This is a genomic window from Arthrobacter sp. 10T416, from assembly GCF_056394165.1.
The window spans coordinates 52,692-71,822 of sequence record NZ_JBFTHI010000002.1; the positions used below are offsets into that span (position 1 = coordinate 52,692).

Here is a 19,131-nt window from a genome sequence, read left to right on the forward strand (position 1 = left end):
GCGGGTCACCGGAATCTTCCGACTATCTGGGTGGCGGAGGCGCTGAGGTGCCCGGCGTCGAGCCGCAGTGCGTCACCGAAGGGAACGAACGGCAGCGGCACCGTGAGCCGGACGGTGACGGTGACGGCGGATCCGGGGGCCGTGCAGTCGGCGGGCACGCAGCTGGTTTCGAGGCTCGCGTTCTGCTCCGGCTGCCCATAATCGGCGAGCGCCAGCCGGACGGCTTCCGCGGCGGCGGCCCGGCCGCCGGCCGCGTCGGGCTGGGCAACATAGACCTTGGCTGCCTGGTCAGCGGCGCCGACGACGGCGAAGGACCCGCCCTGGAGCTGGCCGTGTCCACTACGCTCGAAGATTAGCAATCAGCCCCTGCGTCTAGGGGCTTTTTCGACGGACATTAACACTCGATGAGCCCTGTTTTCCGCCTGTAAGTTAACATCTCGGGGATTGGGCTGGCGACCGTCTATCTGCTGATTCGGCGCGGCATCTCGCTCCGAGCACCGCTACCCTGATGCAGCGCGAGAGGCATTTATTCAAGAAAGCCATACGGGCACCGTCGTCGTCGTCCACCGCCGCCGTCCTGGCCCGCTGGACGCAGACCAGGTGTGCAACGCGTCCAATTGAAGGCCGCTAGCCCGCGCGGGCGGGCGCTCAGCCGTAATGGAGTGCAAAAGTATCCTGTTGGGCCCTCGTCGAATCGCTCATTCTGCGGGTGGGCCGTCGGACGGCGATTGAACCTCATCCTCCTCGTCAATATCTGTCTCTCTGAGCATCGCCTCGACGGATGAAATTGTGGCTGCTGTAGGAGCGTTGATGGGTGTCCGAGGGATAAGAGCGAATCGAGACTCGTCGTGCAGCCAAGGTGCTTCCGGAACGGCACGTCTAAGCGTGACCCGCCACCGCATGGCCATCTCGAGCATGGCCCGCGCGGCCCGTTCTTTGAGACTTGGGTCCGATGACGGTGTCTCGTTATTCCTGAGCTGGCTGTTTCCGGAGTGGGCGTTTAGAAAAACAACGCGCGCGTGAGGGTCGTTATTGCGGAAAGACGAAATCGAGACAGGGTACAGTTCGCCGCTCGGCGTGATCATGACGTGCTCCGCCGGTCCTCTCATCCCAGGGAACCGATGGTCACGACTCTGTGCGTCCCGGTACGTTCCGAGTGGGATCATGGCAGCCAGGATGCTGGCGTCCGATTCCGAGAAGATCGTGACGACTACACCTGCTATCTCCGTCTGTTCAAGGGTAGGGGAAGCCTGGTCGTGCTGCCAGATGCGTCGCCACCAAGATGTCTTTCGCTCAACGCACAAATAAGCTAGAGGCACCCCGTCCAGACACGCCTGAGTCGTAAACCACTGGGCGAAGGTTGGCCAGTTCGCTACGTCCTTCGCATCCGCCAAGAAGGCTGCCTCGTGCTCGTTGTACTCGGCGCATGCGTTATCCCGAGCCCGGTACAGATCGATGATGTCGGCGGCAAGTGCTCTCTTCTTTGCCACTACGGAAGGTACGTCGTTCCCGCTATGTCGTCCGCCTAATTTCTCAAACTGGTCTTGGAGCCTACGCAATGAAATATTTCTCGCGGTTGCGGCCTCGGCCAACTCCACGAGTTCCCGACGTCGAGAACCGAAGACTGTATGGCTATTCGGTCCGACTGCATCCATTCGTGGCAACGCTGGAGAACCGTCGGAAGTTGCCACTTCCCTGATCCAGACGGGGGCGCCAATGATGACGAGATTGTAGGGCGCAATGAACTCATCATCGAGAATGACGTGTCCGGTAAGCGGCGGTCGATGCCGCTTGAGAAGGACCTCAACACGTCGTGGGGGGCCGTCACCGGGCGATCCTTGAGCAAGAGCCATCACCTGTCGAGCGACCTCGAGGTCGGTCATACGCCGGTCATACTTAACCCTGTCCTTGTGAACTTTGGCATCTTCACGCTCGCGGATCTGTTGAAACAAGTCATAAAAACCATTGATGTCGGATGGCGTTCGACCCTGTGTGTAGGAAACCGGATTCGTAATGCCTCTTGCGAGCAAGTTGTGTGCAGAGCCAATCAAACCTACGAAGACTCGCTGCCCAGCGACGACCTGACTGGAAGCTAGCAGCATGACGCTCTGAACATTGCTGTCAGTCGGAACACCGCCCCACTCCCAACCCTGCGCGACGTTGAATGTCGCCAAGTATGCATCGAGACGGATGCGGAGATATGGCTTGTCCAGCTCGGAGAAGCCTCCTATTTGGTGGCCTGACTGCAGAAGACGAGTGGCACGCCCAGCACGATCCTGCAACGTCTCTTCATTCTCTGAAAAGGCAACCTTCGCGCCGAGCTTGGGGCCCTCCATCGACAACTCTGGGTTAATTTCATCGATCTGTACCCTCCGCCGTGGCCCCCGAACCTCTGGCATGGCCAAGAGCTCCGATACCAGGCGATTGGAGATGTAGTGATACGCCCCGAGGTGCTCACTCCGGTTCATGACGGTCAGAGTACCGTGTTGACCCTAGCTTTTTACACCTTCTAAAGAGAACTCGGTCGATCTCACGGGAGAGAGGCCAGGCCCGAAAGTCTTCGCATGTTCACCGACGAACGGCATCCGCCCGATCACAGACTCCGGGTGCTGACGGTATGCCCGGCTCGAGTAAGGCCCGATTTTGGGGAATTTTGCCCGCTTCCTGGGCCCTAGAGTCCGCTCCTTCCCGGCGGCGCTTAGCCAGCGGGCCCCAAACGAACGTGAACAACCTGCGGGCTCTGTTTTGCGCGGTAAGTTAATAATTCGGGTGGTACCTTTCCCGCGACGGACATTCCAAGCATGCAGGGATGAGGATTGCAGGACTGGGCGAGCAACTCGATCGGCGCCCTCCCTGCCAACTCCTACCTCCTCTTCCTGCTCTTCGATTTCTTCGAGGAGGCACGGGGCGATGGCGCCCTGGGCTTCTTGGCTTGGGGAGGAAAATGGCTGTCAAAGCTTCCGGCGGGTTTGAGGGAAGCAAGCCGTTCCTGCAAATGCGGCTCAAGCTCGCCTATGTGGTCGTCGAAGTAAACGCCGGCCAGGGTCCGCGTAATCTCGTCATAGGCGAATGCGACTCCTCGGGGCAAGGAGAGCTGGTGCATCTTACTTCGCAGGTACTCACGTGTGGTCTGCTCGAATCTGTCAGGTTGCTGGCCCGGAGGACGGGTGATCCAGACCAGCAGCCAACCGTCCTCGAGCGAACGCGCGATGGGCATGGCCACACTACGTTCCCGGCCGTTGTCCGACGGATTGTTCAGGAGGTCGGCGGGGATTCGGGCCATCTTCTTCTGTGCGGTGGTTGCACCCGAAAGCAGGGTGGCGCCAATGCTAAGCCATGCGTAGTCTGCCCGCTGGTGGACTGTATCAATCAGATCTCCGAGTGGACTTGAAACCATCTTCGGCTTGGGTGCGGCTGGAGTGCTGACCTGCGCCTTAGTCGAGGCTGCTGCTGCGCCCTCGTGCGGACGTGGCTCGGCAGCTGCATCCGCGGTGTCCGGGGGCATACTGGCGTCGGATTCCTCTAGGGCGCCGTTTGCTGCACCCTTTGCCAAATTCTGGTAGTACCAATGGTCCAGCGGATCCGTGCGGCTGGTGACCAACGTCGGCACCTGCCGTCGGCGACGGCGCCGCTCGGCGGTCGTGGGGGGAGGCATGAACGGCACCAGTTTGCGGATCTCATCGGGGTCCGGCTCGACGTAAAGGCCTGCTTCGAAGAAGTACAGGAACAGGTCGAGTTCGTCCGGGGCTGTGTAGTAGACAGTGGCCTCAGGGTCGCGTCGCCGGCGGAGGTAGAGGAGGAACTCTGAGGGCCGGTCGATGAGTTGGGTGATGAGGTCAAGGTCGTGGACTGAAACAGTCCAAGGAATTTGGGCGGCGCCGAGGAGACCGGCCTTGACGAGTTCGGCGGTGGCAGTCGATGCGTACGTAAGGTCGTCGAGGCTTACCGCAACGGTGTGGATTTCACGGACACGGGAAAGATCGATCCAGCCTTCGCCATGGATCCGAATGCCCTTGTCCTGTTGAATGCGGTCCTGTAACCGGGTGGCCTGCGCGGCGGCCTTCTTAATGATTCCTGTCAGGTCACGCCGAAGGCGGCGGGATTCTCCTGCGCGTGCCGACGGCGAGATAGCGACCGCCTTGTCTTCAACGATGAAGGCAACATCGTCCTGAACTATCAGGTGATCCCCTTCAACGCGCTTAGTGTAGCCGTTGGGGGGACCAACCTCTTCGGCCTCACTGGCGGGAACATAGTACTCAAACCCGTCCCAGACCTTGGCTGTCGGTAGTACTCGTGTGAAGGCCGTCTGGGTCCGGAACTCGAGCAGATCGCCGCGGTGCTTTTGGTAGGCCTCCCACACGGTGGTTGTCTTAAGATGCTGTTCAAGGTTCTCGCGGACCGCAACAAGAACATGGGCGTCATGGACCAGCATGACACGCCCGTCAGGTCCTCCGATGACAGGGTTGGTGCGGAGCGGGTTGTTGCCGCTGGTGAACTCCTCGACGGCTTTCCCAGGGTCCCAGTTGCCCACGTCCAGCGTGAAGTACGTCAGAACGGCTCGGACAATGTCCCCACTCAGGCCGCTGGCGGCAGTTATCTCTTCCGCGCCGATCGTGACGGCATTAGCCTCGGGTTCCCATGCCGCCAGCCACTGATTACGAGCGTTCGTAAGGGAACGCTGTTCAGGGGCGTCCATACCGCTTGACGTCATGGCCGCATTGAGAGCAATAGCCATGCCCTCCATACGGTTGTTGAAATAGTTGACCTGGAGATCGTGGCAAGACTGGAGGACAGTGATTGCGTCCTCGGCGTCGAACCCGAGGTCAGTGCTCAGCTGTGCGCTCACCTGCGGTTGACCGAATAGCTGAAGGAGCGTAGTGGCCACCATGTCGGGATACGACGAGTTCCTCACCCAAACCTCGGAGCCGCGCATCATGGCGGCAATCATGGCCAAGGGGTCCTCCCGGTCAGCGCGGGCCATCTCGCGCATCTGGGCCAGATGGAGCACCTTGTCAACCAATGGCAGGGTGTCGTGAATCAGATGGTTGAGAGGCTGGGACTGTGAGGGCATCCTAGCTTCCAGGTCGATCCGAGTTGGATGCGAGTCCGAGCGTGTCAAGGCCGCCGCTTCGTCACAGCCATCGGCTGCGGGGGGTTTCGCGGCCCTTTCGGTAGGGCAAGTGGCTGAAGTCAATGCAAGCAGGGCGATCAGTTCTGCTCGAGTTGGACCGCCTTCCGCATCCGGATTTGTCTGGCCCTCAGGCGACCACGGCAGGCACACGATACGGGCGACCTCGATGATTCGGACGGCATCGAATTTGCTGAGCCGAGTGGCGAGCTTGGCGACGATGCTGGCGAGGTCTGCCTCAAGGGCTTGAAGGGGATCAGCACTCCCCGCGAGCCGGTCCATCGTCTCGGAGAAATCTGCCATGGAGCGCAGAATCGTCTTCGCATGGGGGTCTACAGGGCGGGACTGCTGCCCCCGCCGGCGCTTTTGCCGCACCCGCGACTTACGACGGTCCGACTTGGATGGCATGAGTGCAATTACATCATGGGCGTTTGGCCATCATCCTCCAGCGCCCCATTGGGAACCCGTTGCGCGGGGTGTCCCGGGCACCGATCTCCAACATCGACCGCAGCGAGGCGCAGCCGGCGGCCGTGCTTCTGGGGAAACTTTCGGCCGCATTCGGCCTGATACTCTCAGCCGTCCGGGATACGAACGTACCCGGTACGGTTCACAATTCGGTGCCTGTACGGCGAGCACATCTGAGGCAACCACGCGGCGAGGATATTATCGGTGGGCCTCTTCGGCCTCCATCCCGGCGCGGGTGAAGCGTTCGTCGCCTGCGCTAGGCGTCACATCGTCGCTGAGTTGTCCTGCCGCGCACATATGATGCTTAGGGATTGAGTGACGGATGGACCGACACCGCTGAGCCGGCGACGTCGGGGATATGGGGACCAACGGCATGGCCGCTAATAACAATGCAAACCTGGTGTGGAGCATCGCGAACATTCTGCGGGGCACCTACAAGCCGGCGCAGTACGGTTCGGTGGTCCTCCCGTTCACCATCCTCCGCCGCCTCGACTGCGTGCTGGAGAAAACCAAGGATGCTGTTCTCGCCGAGCAAGAGGCCAAGAAGGACCTGAACATCCCGCTGGACACCTTCCTGCAGAAGGCCTCCGGCCACAGCTTCTTCAACACCTCCAAGTTCAGCTTCGCCAAGCTCCTGGATGACCCCACCAACATCAAGGCGAACATCCTCAACTACGTCCAGGGCTTCTCGGAGAACACCCGGGACATCTTCGAGCGCTTCGAGTTCTACAAGACGCTCGAGAAGCTGGACAGCTCAGACCTGCTCTACCACGTCACCAAGGACTTCGCCGCGATCGACCTCCACCCCGAGACCATCAGCAACATCGAGATGGGCCTCATGTTCGAGGAGCTCATCCGCCGCTTCGCCGAAGCCTCCAACGAGACCGCCGGCGAGCACTTCACCCCGCGCGAAGTCATCCAGCTCATGGTCCAGCTGCTGCTGAACTACGACGACGACGTCCTCACCAAAGAAGGCATCGTCCGGTCCATCTACGACCCCACTGCCGGAACCGGCGGCATGCTCACCGTCGCCCAGGAACACCTCCACGCCCTGAACCCAAGCGCCTCCCTCGTCGCGTACGGCCAGGAAATCAACGACGAGTCCTACGCCATCTGCAAGTCCGACCTGCTGATCAAGGGCCAGGACATCTCCAAGATCTCCGTCGGCGACACCCTCGCGAACGACCAGAACATCGGCCAGCAGTTCGACTTCATGCTGTCCAACCCGCCCTTCGGCGTTGAGTGGAAGAAAATCCAGCCGCAGATCCAGAAGGAACACGAGCAGTACGGCTTCGACGGCCGCTTCGGCCCGGGCCTGCCCCGCGTCAGCGACGGCTCCCTGCTGTTCCTGCTGCACCTGGTCCGCAAGATGCGCCCGGCACACGACGGCGGCTCCCGAATCGGCATCGTCCTGAACGGCTCGCCGTTGTTCACCGGCGGCGCCGGCTCGGGCGAGTCCGAGATCCGCAAGTACCTGATCGAGAACGACCTCGTGGAGGCCATCATCGCGCTGCCCACGGACATGTTCTACAACACCGGCATCGCCACCTACATCTGGATCCTCTCCAACAGCAAGAAGCAGAAACACCCCGAGCGGGTCGGCAAGATCCAGCTCATCAACGGCGTGGACTTCTTCCAGAAGATGCGCAAGAGTCTCGGTTCCAAACGCAAGGAACTCGGCCCCAAGGACATCACGAGCATCGTCCAGCTCTACGGCTCCTTCGAGGACGACGGCGAGACCTCGAAGATCTTCACCAACCAGGACTTCGGCTACTCCACCATCACCGTGGAACGCCCGCTCAAGCTCAACTTCGCCTGTACGCCCGAGCGCATCGCTGCCGTGCTGGCGCAGAAGCCGGTGGAGAAGCTGTCCGACGACGACCGGCAGCTTCTCGAGAAGACGCTCACCCGGCTCGGCGACGACGAGATCAAGCTCTGGAAGAACCGTGAAGCTTTCCTCAAGGTCCTCAAGCCGGCCCTCGCAAGCGCCGGCCTCAAGCTCGGCGCACCGGTCCTGAAATCCGTTCTGACTGGGCTTTCGGAACGGGACGAGGCCGCCGACGTCTGCAAGGGCCCCAAGGGAACACCCGAAGCCGACTCCGACCTGCGCGACACCGAAAACGTACCCTTGGGTGAGGACATCCACGACTTCTTTGCACGCGAAGTCCTTCCCCACGTCCCCGACGCCTGGATCGATGAATCCAAGACCAAGATCGGCTACGAAATCCCGTTCACGCGGCACTTCTACAAATACGTCGCGCCCAGGTCTTTGGAGGAAATCGATCAGGACCTCAACAAGCTCATCTCCGAGATCACGACACTTCTCGCCGAGGTGGAGAAGTGACCTGGTACGGCATGACCGAGCTGCCAGTGACAAGCTTCAAGCAGATGTTTGCAGTCACTCTCGGAAAGATGCTGCAGACGGAACCAACTAGCCCCTCAGACTCCATGACGCCCTACTTGAATTCTGCTGCTGTCCAAGACGGCTATGTCGAGGACTCTAAACTCAAATCAATGTGGGCCTCCGATACCGATCGCCGCAATCTGAGTATTAGGGCCGACGACCTCGTCGTTTGCGAAGGCGGGGACGTAGGGCGCAGCGCATTGGTGAAAGCCGATAGCCCTGCAATCTTTCAAAACAGCGTGCATCGCGTCCGCCCCCGCCAAGGAAACGACATCCGGTTCGCCAAGTACACTCTTGATGCCCTTCGCGCCAGCTCTTATCTCGACGTTCTCTGCAACAAAGCGACGATTCGTCATTTCACCGCAGACAAGCTCGCGAACTTGGAAGTACCGCATGCCAGCGCGAGCTATCAGAGCGCCGCTTGCGACTTCCTCGACCGCGAGACCGCACAGATCGATGAGCTGATCTGCAAGCAGGAGCGGCTCATCGGACTACTCGCCGAGAAACGCCAGGCCATCATCACCCACGCCGTCACCAAGGGCCTAGATCCCGACGCCCCCACCAAGCCCTCCGGTATCCCCTGGCTCGGTGACATTCCCACTCACTGGACCCAGAAACCCATGTGTCACTTCATGGCCGGTCGCGTGGACTACCGCGGCGCAACCCCGAAGAAAACCGACGACGGGGTCTTCCTGGTAACTGCCAAAAATGTTCGGAAGGGCTTCATTGACTACTCAGCATCGGCCGAATATATTGCGGCGGAAGACTACGACAGCGTCATGAGTCGCGGTATTCCAGCCATCGGGGACATCCTTATGACAATGGAGGCGCCTCTGGGAAATTTTGCACTCATCGACGATCCCAAGGTGGCCCTAGCTCAGCGCGTGGTCAAATTCCGCCCGAAGGCTGAATTACTTTCCGCTTTCGCCATCTACGCCGCGAACTCCCCGTACTTCCAAGCTCAGCTTGAAGAGCGGGCTACCGGATCTACTGCATTAGGAATCAAAGCCAGCAAGCTCATAGAGCTTCGTCTTACCGCGCCTTCCAGGGAAGAACAGCGGAGCATCGTCGACTTCCTTGATGCTGCAATCGGACGGATCGACGGCTTGACGCAACGGGCCAAGGCGGCCATCTCGCTTCTGCGAGAACGTCGGTCCGCCCTCATTTCTGCCGCCGTCAGCGGCAAGATCGACGTTCGAGAAGGAACAGCGTAGCAATGACTCTCCCTCAGTGGCATGGATTCGTTGACCCCGTCCTCAGGATCATGTCGGACGGCCAGATTCGTCGGAATGCTGAAATCAGGACCGCCGTGGCGGAGCGCACCCGGCTGAGCGAAGAGGACATGGCGGAAGTCATGTCCTCTGGTGAGGCACGCTGGGCAAACAGGATCAACTGGGCAGTTTTCGATTCCATGAAGGCTGGCCTTCTAGTCCGCGAGGCGCGTGGGCAATACAAGATCAGCGATGAGGGCCTCCGCCGGGCGTCCTCCACTGCCGAAATCACATACCAGACGCTGATGGAGTACGAGTCCTACCGCGCTTACCAGAACACGTCGAAGGCTCCCAAGAAGCCGGTTCTGCCCGGCATAGAACCGGATACCGCGGCCTCCGAAGTGTCGGTCGACGCAGATCCCTCCGAGGCCCTCGAGCAGTCCGCGGAACAGCTCAACCGGGTGGTCATCGACGAGCTCTACCGGAATCTGCTTGAACTCTCTCCCGAAGCTTTCGAACGCCTCATTCCCTTTGTCGTGAGGGCGCTTGGCTACGGAACAGACCGTGAAGACAACCTGAAACCCACCCAGCGCTCCGGCGACAAGGGCATCGACGGAATTGTCTGGCAGGACGCGCTCGGGTTCGACCGCGTGTACCTGCAGGCGAAGCGCTATTCCGAGGGGAACAATGTCGGGGCGCCCGAGGTCCAGGCCTTCAGCGGCGCCCTGGGCCAGTTCCGCGCCACAAAGGGCATCTTCATCACCACCTCGACCTTCACTCCCAGCGCGCGGGCGGTAGCCCGCGACACGGCGCACTACACATTGATTCTTATCGACGGACAACGGCTGGCGTCGCTGATGTTCGAGTACGGCGTCGGCGTCCAAATCGACCGCACAGTAATCGTGAAAAAACTGGACCAGGACTTTTTCGACAGTTTCTAGGGGGAAACGTATGGCGCAGCACAATGAAGTGACGTTCGAGGATGAGATCTGTCAGGCCCTTGCCGCCGAGGGATGGATCTACGAGCCGCAGCGCAAGGCCAGCGAACTTTACGACGCAAGCCGCGCGCTTGTGCCGGAGGACGTCTTCGGGTGGCTGCAGGACACGCAGCCGCAAGAGCTGGCAAAAATCCTGAAGCCCATTGACTCCCCCGCCGAGCATGAGGTGGCCAAGCGGCTGCTGCTGGACCGGCTGTGCAAGGTCCTGGACAAGCCTGCAGCCAAGGAAGCCGGCATGCTGTCCGTCCTGCGCACCGGGTTCAAGGATGTCGCGGCCAGGTTCGAGATGTGCCAGTTCAAGCCGGCCATGGGCCTGAACCCGGAAACGCTCGAGCGGTACGGCAAGGTCCGCCTCCGGGTCATCCGCCAAGTGCACTACTCCACCGTCGACACCATGAAAAGCATCGACCTGGTCCTCTTCGTCAACGGCCTCCCAGTGGCAACAATCGAGCTCAAGACGGACTTCACGCAGAACATCAATGACGCCGTCGAGCAGTACCGCAAGGACCGGCTGCCCAAGAATGGCAAGAACAAGGACGAGCCGCTGCTGTCCTTCGGCCGCCGCGCCCTGGTGCACTTCGCCGTCAGCAATGACGAAATCCAGATGGCCACCGAACTCAAGGGCAAGGACACCTACTTCCTGCCCTTCAACCTCGGTAATGACGGCCACGCCGGCAACCCGGTCAACCCGAAAGGTTCGGCCACCAGCTACCTGTGGGAACAGGTCCTGCAGCGCGAGTCCTGGCTGAACATCATCGGCAAGTTCCTGCACCTGCAGATCAGCGACAAGACCAATCCCGTCACCGGCGAGCGGGAAGTCCGCAAATCCCTGCTGTTCCCCCGCTACCACCAGTGGGACGTCGTCAACGCCCTGATCGAGGCCGCCCGCGCCGAGGGTCCCGGCCACCGCTACCTGGTGCAGCACTCCGCCGGGTCCGGCAAGACCAACTCCATCGCCTGGACCGCGCACCAGCTCAGCTCCCTGCACGGCGCCGGCAACGAGAAGATCTTCGACTCCGTGATCGTCGTGACGGACCGGACCGTGCTGGATGCCCAGCTGCAGGACGCGATCTACCAGATCGAGCACAAGTCCGGCGTCGTCGTTCCCATCCGCGGCAACGCGGGCTCCAAGTCCGCCGAACTCACCGCCGCGCTGGCGGCCCGGACGCCGATCATCATCGTCACTATCCAGACCTTCCCGTTCGCGCTGAAGGCCATCGCCGAATCCCAGGCCCTGAAGGGCCGGAACTTCGCCATCATCGCGGACGAGGCGCACTCCTCGCAGACCGGATCTACCGCGAACAAGCTGAAGAAGGTCCTCTCCGCGGAGGAACTGGCGGACGTCAACGACGGCGGGGAGTTCGACGTCGAAAGCTATCTGGCCGCCGAGATGGCCGAACGCGCCGATGCCAAGAACATCAGCTACTTCGCCTTCACCGCCACTCCCAAAGCCAAGACCTTGGAGCTCTTCGGCCGCAAAGGCCCGGACGGGCTGCCGCAGCCGTTCCACCTGTACTCCATGCAGCAGGCCATCGAGGAGCGCTTCATCCTGGACGTACTGCAGAACTACACCAGCTACAAGGTGGCCTACCGGCTCACCCACGAGGGCCGGGACTACGACTCGCACGACACCCAGGTGGAGAAATCCGAGGCGCTGAAGTCGCTGATGAACTGGGTGAAGCTGCACCCCTACAACATCAGCCAAAAGGTCCAGGTCATCGTGGAGCACTTCCGCGCCAACGTCGCCTGGCGCCTCGACGGCAAGGCCAAGGCCATGGTGGTCACCGGCTCCCGCAAGGAAGCCGTCCGGTACAAGCTCGCCATCGACAAGTACATCCACGACGCCGGCTACGCGGGCCTGGGCACCATGGTCGCCTTCTCCGGCGAAGTCAACGACGACGAATCTGGCCCCGACGCATTCACCGAGCTCAACATGAATCCCGGACTCAAGGGTCGCACGCTGCCCGAGGCGTTCTCCACCGACGAGTACAAGATCATGCTGGTGGCCAACAAGTTCCAGACCGGCTTCGACCAGCCACTGCTCGTCGCCATGTACGTCGACAAGAAACTCTCCGGAGTCTCCGCCGTGCAGACCCTGTCCCGGCTGAACCGCACGGCTGTGGGCAAGGACCAGACATTCGTGCTCGACTTTGTGAACGATCCGGACGAGATCCTGGCATCCTTCCAGCCCTACTTCCGCGAGGCTGCGCTCGAGGGCGTCTCCGATCCCAACGTCGTGCACGATCTTCAGGCCAAGCTCGACGCCGCCCAGATCTACCTTGAGTCCGAGGTTGACTGGCTGGTGAAGTCCTACGTACTGGAGGCGGGTAACAACGCGCTCTCCGGCTGGGTGGCCCCGGCAAAGTCGCGCTTCAACACCCGGTACAACGCCGCCGTGGCCGAGGGCGACAAGGGCGCCCAGGACGAGCTGGACCTGTTCCGCAAGGACCTCGGATCGTTCGTCCGCGCCTACGACTTCCTCTCCCAGATCGTCGACTTCGCCGACACGGACCTGGAGAAGCGCTCGATCTACTACAAGCACCTCCTGCCGGTTCTCCGGGTGAATGACGCGAAGGTGGCGCTGGACCTCTCCGGCGTCGTGCTGGCGAAGTACGCGCTCAAAGACAAAGGCCACGCCCAGTTGCAACTCTCCGGTGAAGGCGAGCTGTTGAAACCCTTGACCGATCCGGGAACCGGCCAAGCCAGGGACCCACTCCTGGTCACCTGGGAGGAAGTCATCCAGCAGGCCAACCTGCCGTTCGAGGGAGAGGAACTTGACGCTGTGGCGCACTTCGTCGAAGGCGTGCGGCGTGAGCTGGTCAAGAACGAGACGCTCCAGAAGCAGGCGCAGAACAATTCCCGGAGCCACTTCGGCAGCAGCCCGCACCTGGAGAAAGCCGTCACCGACGCGGTGTCCAACTCCATGGACAGCCACTACAACCTGAGCCTTCAGGCCCTGGGCGACAAGACGAAGATGACTGCGCTTCTGAAGATGCTGAGCGAACTGGTTTACGAGGAGCTGCAGTCCTGACAGGGCAGCGTCTAGATTTCAAAGGTGTTGGTCATACGGACACAATTGGGCTTTCCTCTCCATCGCACGTATCTCTTCGACTCGAGGCGACGGAGACAAATGACGTCCCCTTGCCGAATCGGTGAGACGGCATCGTTGGACCGTCCATCGGCGAGTCCCCAGCTGTCTTACGGAGCCGCCCGGCATTTTCGGGGGCTCAGCCGAGGACCTCGGATCCGCCCTTAGGGCCTCGTAGGCTTTTGGGCAGGCTATGCAGTTTTCCGGTTTTCATGGCCGCTTCCAGTTCATATCGACGCTTTTCAGCAGCGCGGGCGATCTGCACGGTGTCAAGTAGATCCTTAGTGATCCGCTCGGTTCCGCTTTTGATTGCTTTCAGTGTTCCCATCCGGGCCAGTTCCATCATGGAGCCGATGTATCCGGATGTCCGGGCGAAAAAATAGTCGCTGAGGTCGTCTGCAATCATGCCGGGGTAGGCGTCGAGGAGAATAATCGCCTGTTCGACCTCTTTGAGTGTGACTCTCCAATCATGACGCTGCTGGTCGTTGAATATCTGGAAGGCCGGCATCTCGAGCCTGGTCCAACGCCGACCCAGTTGAGCTGTTCCCGACTCGGCCCTGCCAAGCCCTTCATCGAAGAGGCCTCGGCTTTCGACCCCGACGCCTACGAAGATGAAGGTGGAGGGAAAGTCGTTGGCCAAGGATTTCAGAGTGTTGCTGACCTCCCGTCCGTCCCTGCGGGAGAGGTTAAGGAAGTGTATGTCGTCGATGATAATCAGCCGCGTGTCGCACCGCAGTACACAGTCCAGGGCGCTGGACGTGACTTGAAGGGTGGTCCCTGATTTGTTCGGGTGTGCATAGAACTCAAGGATCTGCAGTATCAGCGACTTCGGCGTCGTGTTACCTGTCAGTCCGATGCGGACGACGGGGATCCGCTTGGCATCGTGCCCGACCCTATGCCCTTCTCTGGCGATTATTTGCCGGTGAAAGTCTCGTCCGAACATGTTCACTGCCGTCGTTTTTCCCACGCCGGGTTCTGCATCGATGACGGGGGCACAGCGGACGCGGTCGAATTCCTGCAGGTCGGAACTCATCATGTCTTCAATGGATTCGTGAACGTGGACGAGTTGAGGCGTCCTGATTGTGAGGCGGGAGAGGTATTTCAGCCGGCCGGTGGTGTATTCGGCTTTTCCTTGGCTGCTGAGGAGGCGGTAGGCACTCCTGTCGAGCCTTTCCGGCTGCGGAATTTCAGATCGGTTTGCAAAGGCAAACCATCCTTCCTTGCGGGACAGGGCGGCGCGCGTCGGCCCGTGCGGGCGCTCGCTCACAGGTGACCAGCTGCGTCGTCGTAGTATCCGTCGCCGGCTTGTTCGGGACGCTCGTCCGGTCCTTCGGGAGACGTGGTGTCTTCAGCCTGTTCCTCGTCGTAGGCCACCTCGTCAGCTGCTGCCGCTTCGTCCTGGATCTGCTTAACGGAGGCCTGGAACTTCACGTCTTCCTGCGCGGCACGGATAGCGGCCTTCCGTTGTTGGGGATCCAGCTCGAGACCGGCTTTGGCGTTGCTCAAGAGCCGCATGAGTGCCTCATCGACGTCGATCCCCTTTTGGGAGGCGAGGCTTTTTGCGACGTCGAGCGCGTCAGAGCTGAATGCTCGGCGGACCCGCGAGGCCGTCGGGGAGGTAAGGACGTGCCAGGATCGGTCTGCAGGGTCCTGAAAATAGATTTGGCGCAGGTCGGCGGTGTTGACTCTGAAGGGCCACGTATGCTCGGGGACGTTCCTAAACGGACTTTCGTGGGAACGGTACTTCGAGAGGATGTCACCCTTGTAGATCAGTCCCTTGAAATGGACTCCGTCCTTCTGGATGACACGAGTAGCGACGGGAAGCAGGTGCATGGCCAGGAAGGGGTCCCGCGGAAGGACGATTAGTCCTGCGGCCGCTATTCCGTGTGCGTAGCGGTCAAGAGGGCTAAGCCTCAGGCCGGGCATCTGCTCCTCGCTCAAAGCGTCGAGCACGCTTCGGTGGTAGACAAGACCGACCCATTCGCGAATGATTTCCTCCAGTTCGCTGACGAGGTAGACGGCCTCATCTTCGACTCCGATACCTTTCTCGAGGGGATTCCTCCCCTTGTAGCCGGGGAGAAGGTTAAGCAACCTGGTTCCCAGGGTGCGGAAAAACCGTTCGACCGGTCCTTTGTCTTCCGGGGTGTACTTCCTGGCCGGTTGGAGGGATATTCCCAGTTCCTCGCACGCATTGGTGATATGCGCGGAGATATAAACCTTGCCGTGATCGAAGGTCAGTGCATCAGGCAACAGTCCGGGGCCCTCGAACCGGACCTCGTTATCTTTGTCTAGGATCAACACAGTGTTGGGGACGCCGTGATACGGCCAGTCTGCCTCTTTGGGCCAGTCCGAGGGTGCTTCCCGTGGCCGGATAACCTCGAACAGGACGGACGCCACATCTGTACTTTTGGTCGACACTGCGGACAGCCGCAGCCCAAGAATGCATCTGCTATATACATCCATTGCTACAGTCAGTTCTGTTTGCACCCATTTCAAGGTGATCTGGTCGAGGGCCCACACGTCGAGTCTGTTCGTATCCATAAGAACCAGCTGCCCGGGGCGGGAGGCGTCGAATCGGCCATAGCCGTCGCGCGGCACGTCAGCAAGTGACCGGCGATGGGGCGCGTTCCCGGAGGGGTCTTTGTCCCTGACGAGTTCATTCAGTGCCCTGTAGGCCGCGGACCGGCCGGGCGTTGTGATGGCCTTGCCACTAGCAGCTGCCCCGCGGTCATGTTGGGCTCGTGCATTGATGATTAGAAGCAGGCCCCGCCTTGTGACGTTTGAGCGAGTGATGCGTTCTTCGACAACCGTCCGGGCGACTTCGACCCATTCAGGGCTGCAGCCATAGAACGGATCGACTGGCTTCTGGGACCTTCTGTCTACCAGACCGAGCACGCCGTCCTGTTCGTAGCGCCTGACCCAGTTTCGGATCGTGGGAATGCTGACATGGAGCTCGTCGGCCTTCGCTTTGTACCTGCTGACCAGTCCTTTAGCGTGCCGGTAAGCCTGTCGGGGCTCGCCCGGGAGTGCGTTCTCCTTGGAGCCGGATTTGTACCCTAGGAGTATCTCGCGGATGTGGGAGGCGCGTTCAAGGACTTTGTCGAGTTGGTCCTCGGGAATCAGCTGAAGTGCCAGGTCACTCGCCAAGGAGGGTTTCGGTTCGGTATCAGCACCGGAGGTCGTATCGAGGATGCTGAATTCCCCTTGAGGGTCTAGGAGGGAGACGGTTCGGACTCGCGCTGCCCCTGCCGGGCTACGTCGTTCGAGACAGACTTCCAGGCCCATGATGGCGCAAACAGTCCACTCCTCGTCGTTGTGCAGAACCGGTGTGCCGATCCTGATGATGACGGTATTGGTATTTTTCATGGTTGGTTCCTTCTTGACCGTTCCGCCGGGAACAGGACTGTTCCGGCGCTCAGGGGTTCATTGAGGTTGCAGGTGAGGTCCGCGGTCCAGACGAGGTGCAACATGTGGGCCCGCACGACTCCTCGGGGCGAGTGGGTCAGGCCTGCCATCCGCGCTTCGAGTGTGCCGAAGAATTCGGGTGCGTCCGTTTCGTACCTGACTGTCGCCAGTAGGCTGGCGTCGAACAGCCAGAGTCTCCGGTACCCGGCAAGAAAGCGAAGGTTGTACGTGTACTGCGGGTCGGGGTCGGTCGCCACCCGGAACGACCACCCGTGGTTTTCGAGTTCACGCCTGCCCCAGTCAACCCGGGCCTGGACCGCCGGCCGGAGTTTCTTGCCGCGTGGCTTGACTTCGATCACCTCGACCCTGTGATCCTCGAACAAAGTGAGGTAATCGGGCACATACCTCCGTCCGTTCGTTTCATTGACTGATAGCTGAAACGGCTGGGCAACAATGTGCCGGCTACAGGGATCTCTGTCCAAGCCAAGAAGCACCTTGAGTTCGGTAAGCGATTCGTAGCTCACATGCGCCTGTTCAACTACAGACCAGTACTCCCCAGGCCGGTTTATCTGGCCTTTCCGATAAACCGGAACGCGCCAAGGTTGTGCTCCATCCAAGTCAGCCAGCGTCACCTGACCTAGGGCACGCGCTTTGGTGGGAAACCCCCTTCTCTTGATGGAGAGGAGGACCTCACCGGGCGCTAGATCCGGCTCCGGCAGGGCAGCCATCAGGCGCCACTTGACTGCGTCAATCTGCGTGGTCCATGGGGAAGACGGAGCGCAGCGCCACCTTTACTGAAAAAATGTGGCTCAGTCCACTTGGCGGCAAAACGTGACAGTGTTACGCTAAATGCAGGGACCTTGGGGGTCCGATTTGCGCTGGGCGAAGAAGCTCCACTGGGCAACATGTGGAGACAGTAGTCCGAGACCCACCTCTTGGAGTAGTGGCCAATGGCCCTGTTATCTGTCGGCGCCTTCCGGTATTGACCGGCCTGTACAAATAACAATCCCGTGCCCGCGGGCCAGTTCAACCAAGGTGCTTCCCAGTTCTGTCAAAAGCATCGGACGTTTTCCGTGCGCGCGTGTCAGAAGCGTCCCGCCAACATCGCGTTCCAGCGCCTTGATCTGGCGGACTAACGCAGGCTGGTTGAGCCCGAGTGCGCTAACTGCTGAGTCCAACGTTGGGTATGTGCTCACGACCGCGAAGCGCTCCAACCGCGCCTTCGCTTGAGGACCAGGCAGTGCCCTCTTGAGCAACGCCGGAAAGGCTGAATACCTTTCCGGGTCGATCCCGATCCGCCCGCTGTGGCCGCCTACGCCTCGTAATGTCACGCCTTCCAGCAATAGGATTCGCCGGATTGTGGTTCTGGCCCAACCGGTCGCATCCGCGATTTCCTGTGCTGTCCGCCGCTGGACGACGTACATGTCGCGGATCCGTCCGGGGTCGAGTGGCGCTTTGTCGCTCTGTGGGCGGGGAAGCCCGAGACGGGAGACATGATGGATGATCATCCTCCGGCTTTTTTTCAGAGAGACTGCCATGCTTTCCACGGATTCCCCACGGTCAAGCGACTGACGGAGTCTCGCTTCAAAGGAGTCAGGTTCGGGAATTAGCGCCCTGACGGATTTGACGGCTCGGTGTTCGATTTGGCGGATCAGTCGCGGTTCGATGAGACCGCGCTGGATCAACGCTTTGAAGATCGGGTTGTCACTGGCTTGCTGTCTCGCGTAGTGCGAGCCACGAAGAAGGCCGGCGGGCGGTTCCCAGCTTAGGGGTTCAACGACGTGATTTTCCGCCAGAAATGTCCTCGCTCTTTCGTCGAGCAGGTCGAGAATCCCGGACGGTGTGGATGCGAGGAAGTTCTGCACAAGGAAGTAGCCTTGACCGCCACGTTCTGTGTGTTCTGGTATTGAGCCAGTGAGCCTGTACGCGAGATAAACGCGCGCGGCGGCAGGATCGTTGCCGCCCCTTCCGTTCGGTGTGGCGATGTCCTGCCAGATATGCACAGGTAGCAGCCCATCCAAGGACAGGCGTCGTCTGCGATCGTAATCGATCGGCGCCGGATGCTCGTCCAAATAGGACGCCAGGGCCAGCAGTGCCGTCATTAGCTCGTCCCGCTCTGGGGGCGGCAGCCCGCGGCAGACGGACGAAAACGAGTTGTTTTTTCTGGACAGCCCCAGCGTCTCGCGCTGCAGGGACAAATCGGATTCGTCATAGCCGGGCAGTAGAACACCGATGCTGAGCGCAGTCTGCAGCATTTTCGGTCCGGCCGATGAGTCGAATTGCAGAGAGTTTACCCACCCGGGCCAGAAACGTTGTGGCACTGATCTCGCCCGTTCCAGAATGTGAGCGCGGTCCATCGAGGGCGTGGAAGGCGATGGGCCCGCGGTTCCGTACCGCAGGGCACTTTCCGGACGAATATCCGCGTGAAGTGC

At 60.6% G+C, this 19,131-nt stretch carries 11 protein-coding genes; 4 read left to right on the forward strand and 7 right to left on the reverse strand.

The window, feature by feature from the left end; all coding sequences use genetic code 11:
- Nucleotides 1-5 precede the first annotated feature (5 nt).
- The 3 genes from AC1DBE_RS04200 to AC1DBE_RS04210 all read right to left on the reverse strand — a co-directional run bounded on the left by AC1DBE_RS04200 (nt 6) and on the right by AC1DBE_RS04210 (nt 5,431).
- The gene (locus AC1DBE_RS04200; protein ID WP_476969704.1) at nt 6-359 is read right to left on the reverse strand and encodes a hypothetical protein; all 354 of its coding nucleotides are present in this window, start codon (nt 357-359) and stop codon (nt 6-8) included.
- A 339-nt stretch (nt 360-698) separates the two neighbouring features.
- Complete coding sequence (locus tag AC1DBE_RS04205; protein WP_476969705.1) at nt 699-2,468, reverse strand: DUF7019 family protein; 1,770 nt, start codon at nt 2,466-2,468, stop codon at nt 699-701.
- A gap of 395 nt (nt 2,469-2,863) precedes the next feature.
- Nucleotides 2,864-5,431 carry a hypothetical protein gene (locus AC1DBE_RS04210; protein WP_476969706.1) on the reverse strand — a complete coding sequence of 856 codons (2,568 nt, stop codon included), beginning with the start codon at nt 5,429-5,431 and terminating at the stop codon, nt 2,864-2,866.
- A gap of 535 nt (nt 5,432-5,966) precedes the next feature.
- Between AC1DBE_RS04210 and AC1DBE_RS04215 the strand changes: the two genes are divergently transcribed.
- The 4 genes from AC1DBE_RS04215 to AC1DBE_RS04230 are packed head-to-tail and all read left to right on the forward strand — an operon-like array spanning nt 5,967 to nt 13,237.
- Nucleotides 5,967-7,937: a type I restriction-modification system subunit M gene (locus AC1DBE_RS04215; RefSeq protein ID WP_476969707.1), complete on the forward strand. Its 1,971-nt coding sequence runs from the start codon at nt 5,967-5,969 to the stop codon at nt 7,935-7,937.
- Entirely contained in the window at nt 7,934-9,211 is a 1,278-nt protein-coding gene (locus AC1DBE_RS04220) for a restriction endonuclease subunit S (RefSeq protein ID WP_476969708.1), read from the forward strand. Before AC1DBE_RS04215 ends, AC1DBE_RS04220 begins: the two co-directional genes overlap by 4 nt.
- Nucleotides 9,212-9,213: 2 nt before the next feature.
- Nucleotides 9,214-10,149 carry a restriction endonuclease gene (locus AC1DBE_RS04225; RefSeq protein WP_476969709.1) on the forward strand — a complete coding sequence of 312 codons (936 nt, stop codon included), beginning with the start codon at nt 9,214-9,216 and terminating at the stop codon, nt 10,147-10,149.
- Between the two features lie 10 nt (nt 10,150-10,159).
- Nucleotides 10,160-13,237 carry a type I restriction endonuclease subunit R gene (locus tag AC1DBE_RS04230; protein WP_476969710.1) on the forward strand — a complete coding sequence of 1,026 codons (3,078 nt, stop codon included), beginning with the start codon at nt 10,160-10,162 and terminating at the stop codon, nt 13,235-13,237.
- 196 nt (nt 13,238-13,433) lie between these two features.
- On the opposite strand, the gene AC1DBE_RS04235 is transcribed toward AC1DBE_RS04230, so the two are convergent.
- The 4 genes from AC1DBE_RS04235 to AC1DBE_RS04250 all read right to left on the reverse strand — a co-directional run bounded on the left by AC1DBE_RS04235 (nt 13,434) and on the right by AC1DBE_RS04250 (nt 18,954).
- Complete coding sequence (locus AC1DBE_RS04235) at nt 13,434-14,561, reverse strand: AAA family ATPase (RefSeq protein WP_476969711.1); 1,128 nt, start codon at nt 14,559-14,561, stop codon at nt 13,434-13,436.
- Nucleotides 14,558-16,660, reverse strand: coding sequence for a Mu transposase C-terminal domain-containing protein (locus AC1DBE_RS04240; RefSeq protein ID WP_476969712.1), 2,103 nt, complete (start codon nt 16,658-16,660; stop codon nt 14,558-14,560). Before AC1DBE_RS04240 ends, AC1DBE_RS04235 begins: the two co-directional genes overlap by 4 nt.
- Entirely contained in the window at nt 16,657-17,427 is a 771-nt protein-coding gene (locus tag AC1DBE_RS04245) for a TnsA-like heteromeric transposase endonuclease subunit (protein WP_476969713.1), read from the reverse strand. Before AC1DBE_RS04245 ends, AC1DBE_RS04240 begins: the two co-directional genes overlap by 4 nt.
- A gap of 231 nt (nt 17,428-17,658) precedes the next feature.
- Complete coding sequence (locus tag AC1DBE_RS04250) at nt 17,659-18,954, reverse strand: LysR family transcriptional regulator (protein ID WP_476969801.1); 1,296 nt, start codon at nt 18,952-18,954, stop codon at nt 17,659-17,661.
- Nucleotides 18,955-19,131 lie beyond the last annotated feature (177 nt).

What these genes read in the sequence shown, in the direction of transcription:
- AC1DBE_RS04250 (WP_476969801.1), bottom strand. Translation starts at nt 18,954, where the DNA reads ATGCTGCAGACTGCGCTCAGCATCGGTGTTCTACTGCCCGGCTATGAC.
- AC1DBE_RS04225 (WP_476969709.1), top strand. Translation starts at nt 9,214, where the DNA reads ATGACTCTCCCTCAGTGGCATGGATTCGTTGACCCCGTCCTCAGGATC.
- AC1DBE_RS04210 (WP_476969706.1), bottom strand. Translation starts at nt 5,431, where the DNA reads ATGGCAGATTTCTCCGAGACGATGGACCGGCTCGCGGGGAGTGCTGAT.
- AC1DBE_RS04215 (WP_476969707.1), top strand. Translation starts at nt 5,967, where the DNA reads ATGGCCGCTAATAACAATGCAAACCTGGTGTGGAGCATCGCGAACATT.
- AC1DBE_RS04245 (WP_476969713.1), bottom strand. Translation starts at nt 17,427, where the DNA reads ATGGCTGCCCTGCCGGAGCCGGATCTAGCGCCCGGTGAGGTCCTCCTC.
- AC1DBE_RS04230 (WP_476969710.1), top strand. Translation starts at nt 10,160, where the DNA reads ATGGCGCAGCACAATGAAGTGACGTTCGAGGATGAGATCTGTCAGGCC.
- AC1DBE_RS04205 (WP_476969705.1), bottom strand. Translation starts at nt 2,468, where the DNA reads ATGAACCGGAGTGAGCACCTCGGGGCGTATCACTACATCTCCAATCGC.
- AC1DBE_RS04240 (WP_476969712.1), bottom strand. Translation starts at nt 16,660, where the DNA reads ATGAAAAATACCAATACCGTCATCATCAGGATCGGCACACCGGTTCTG.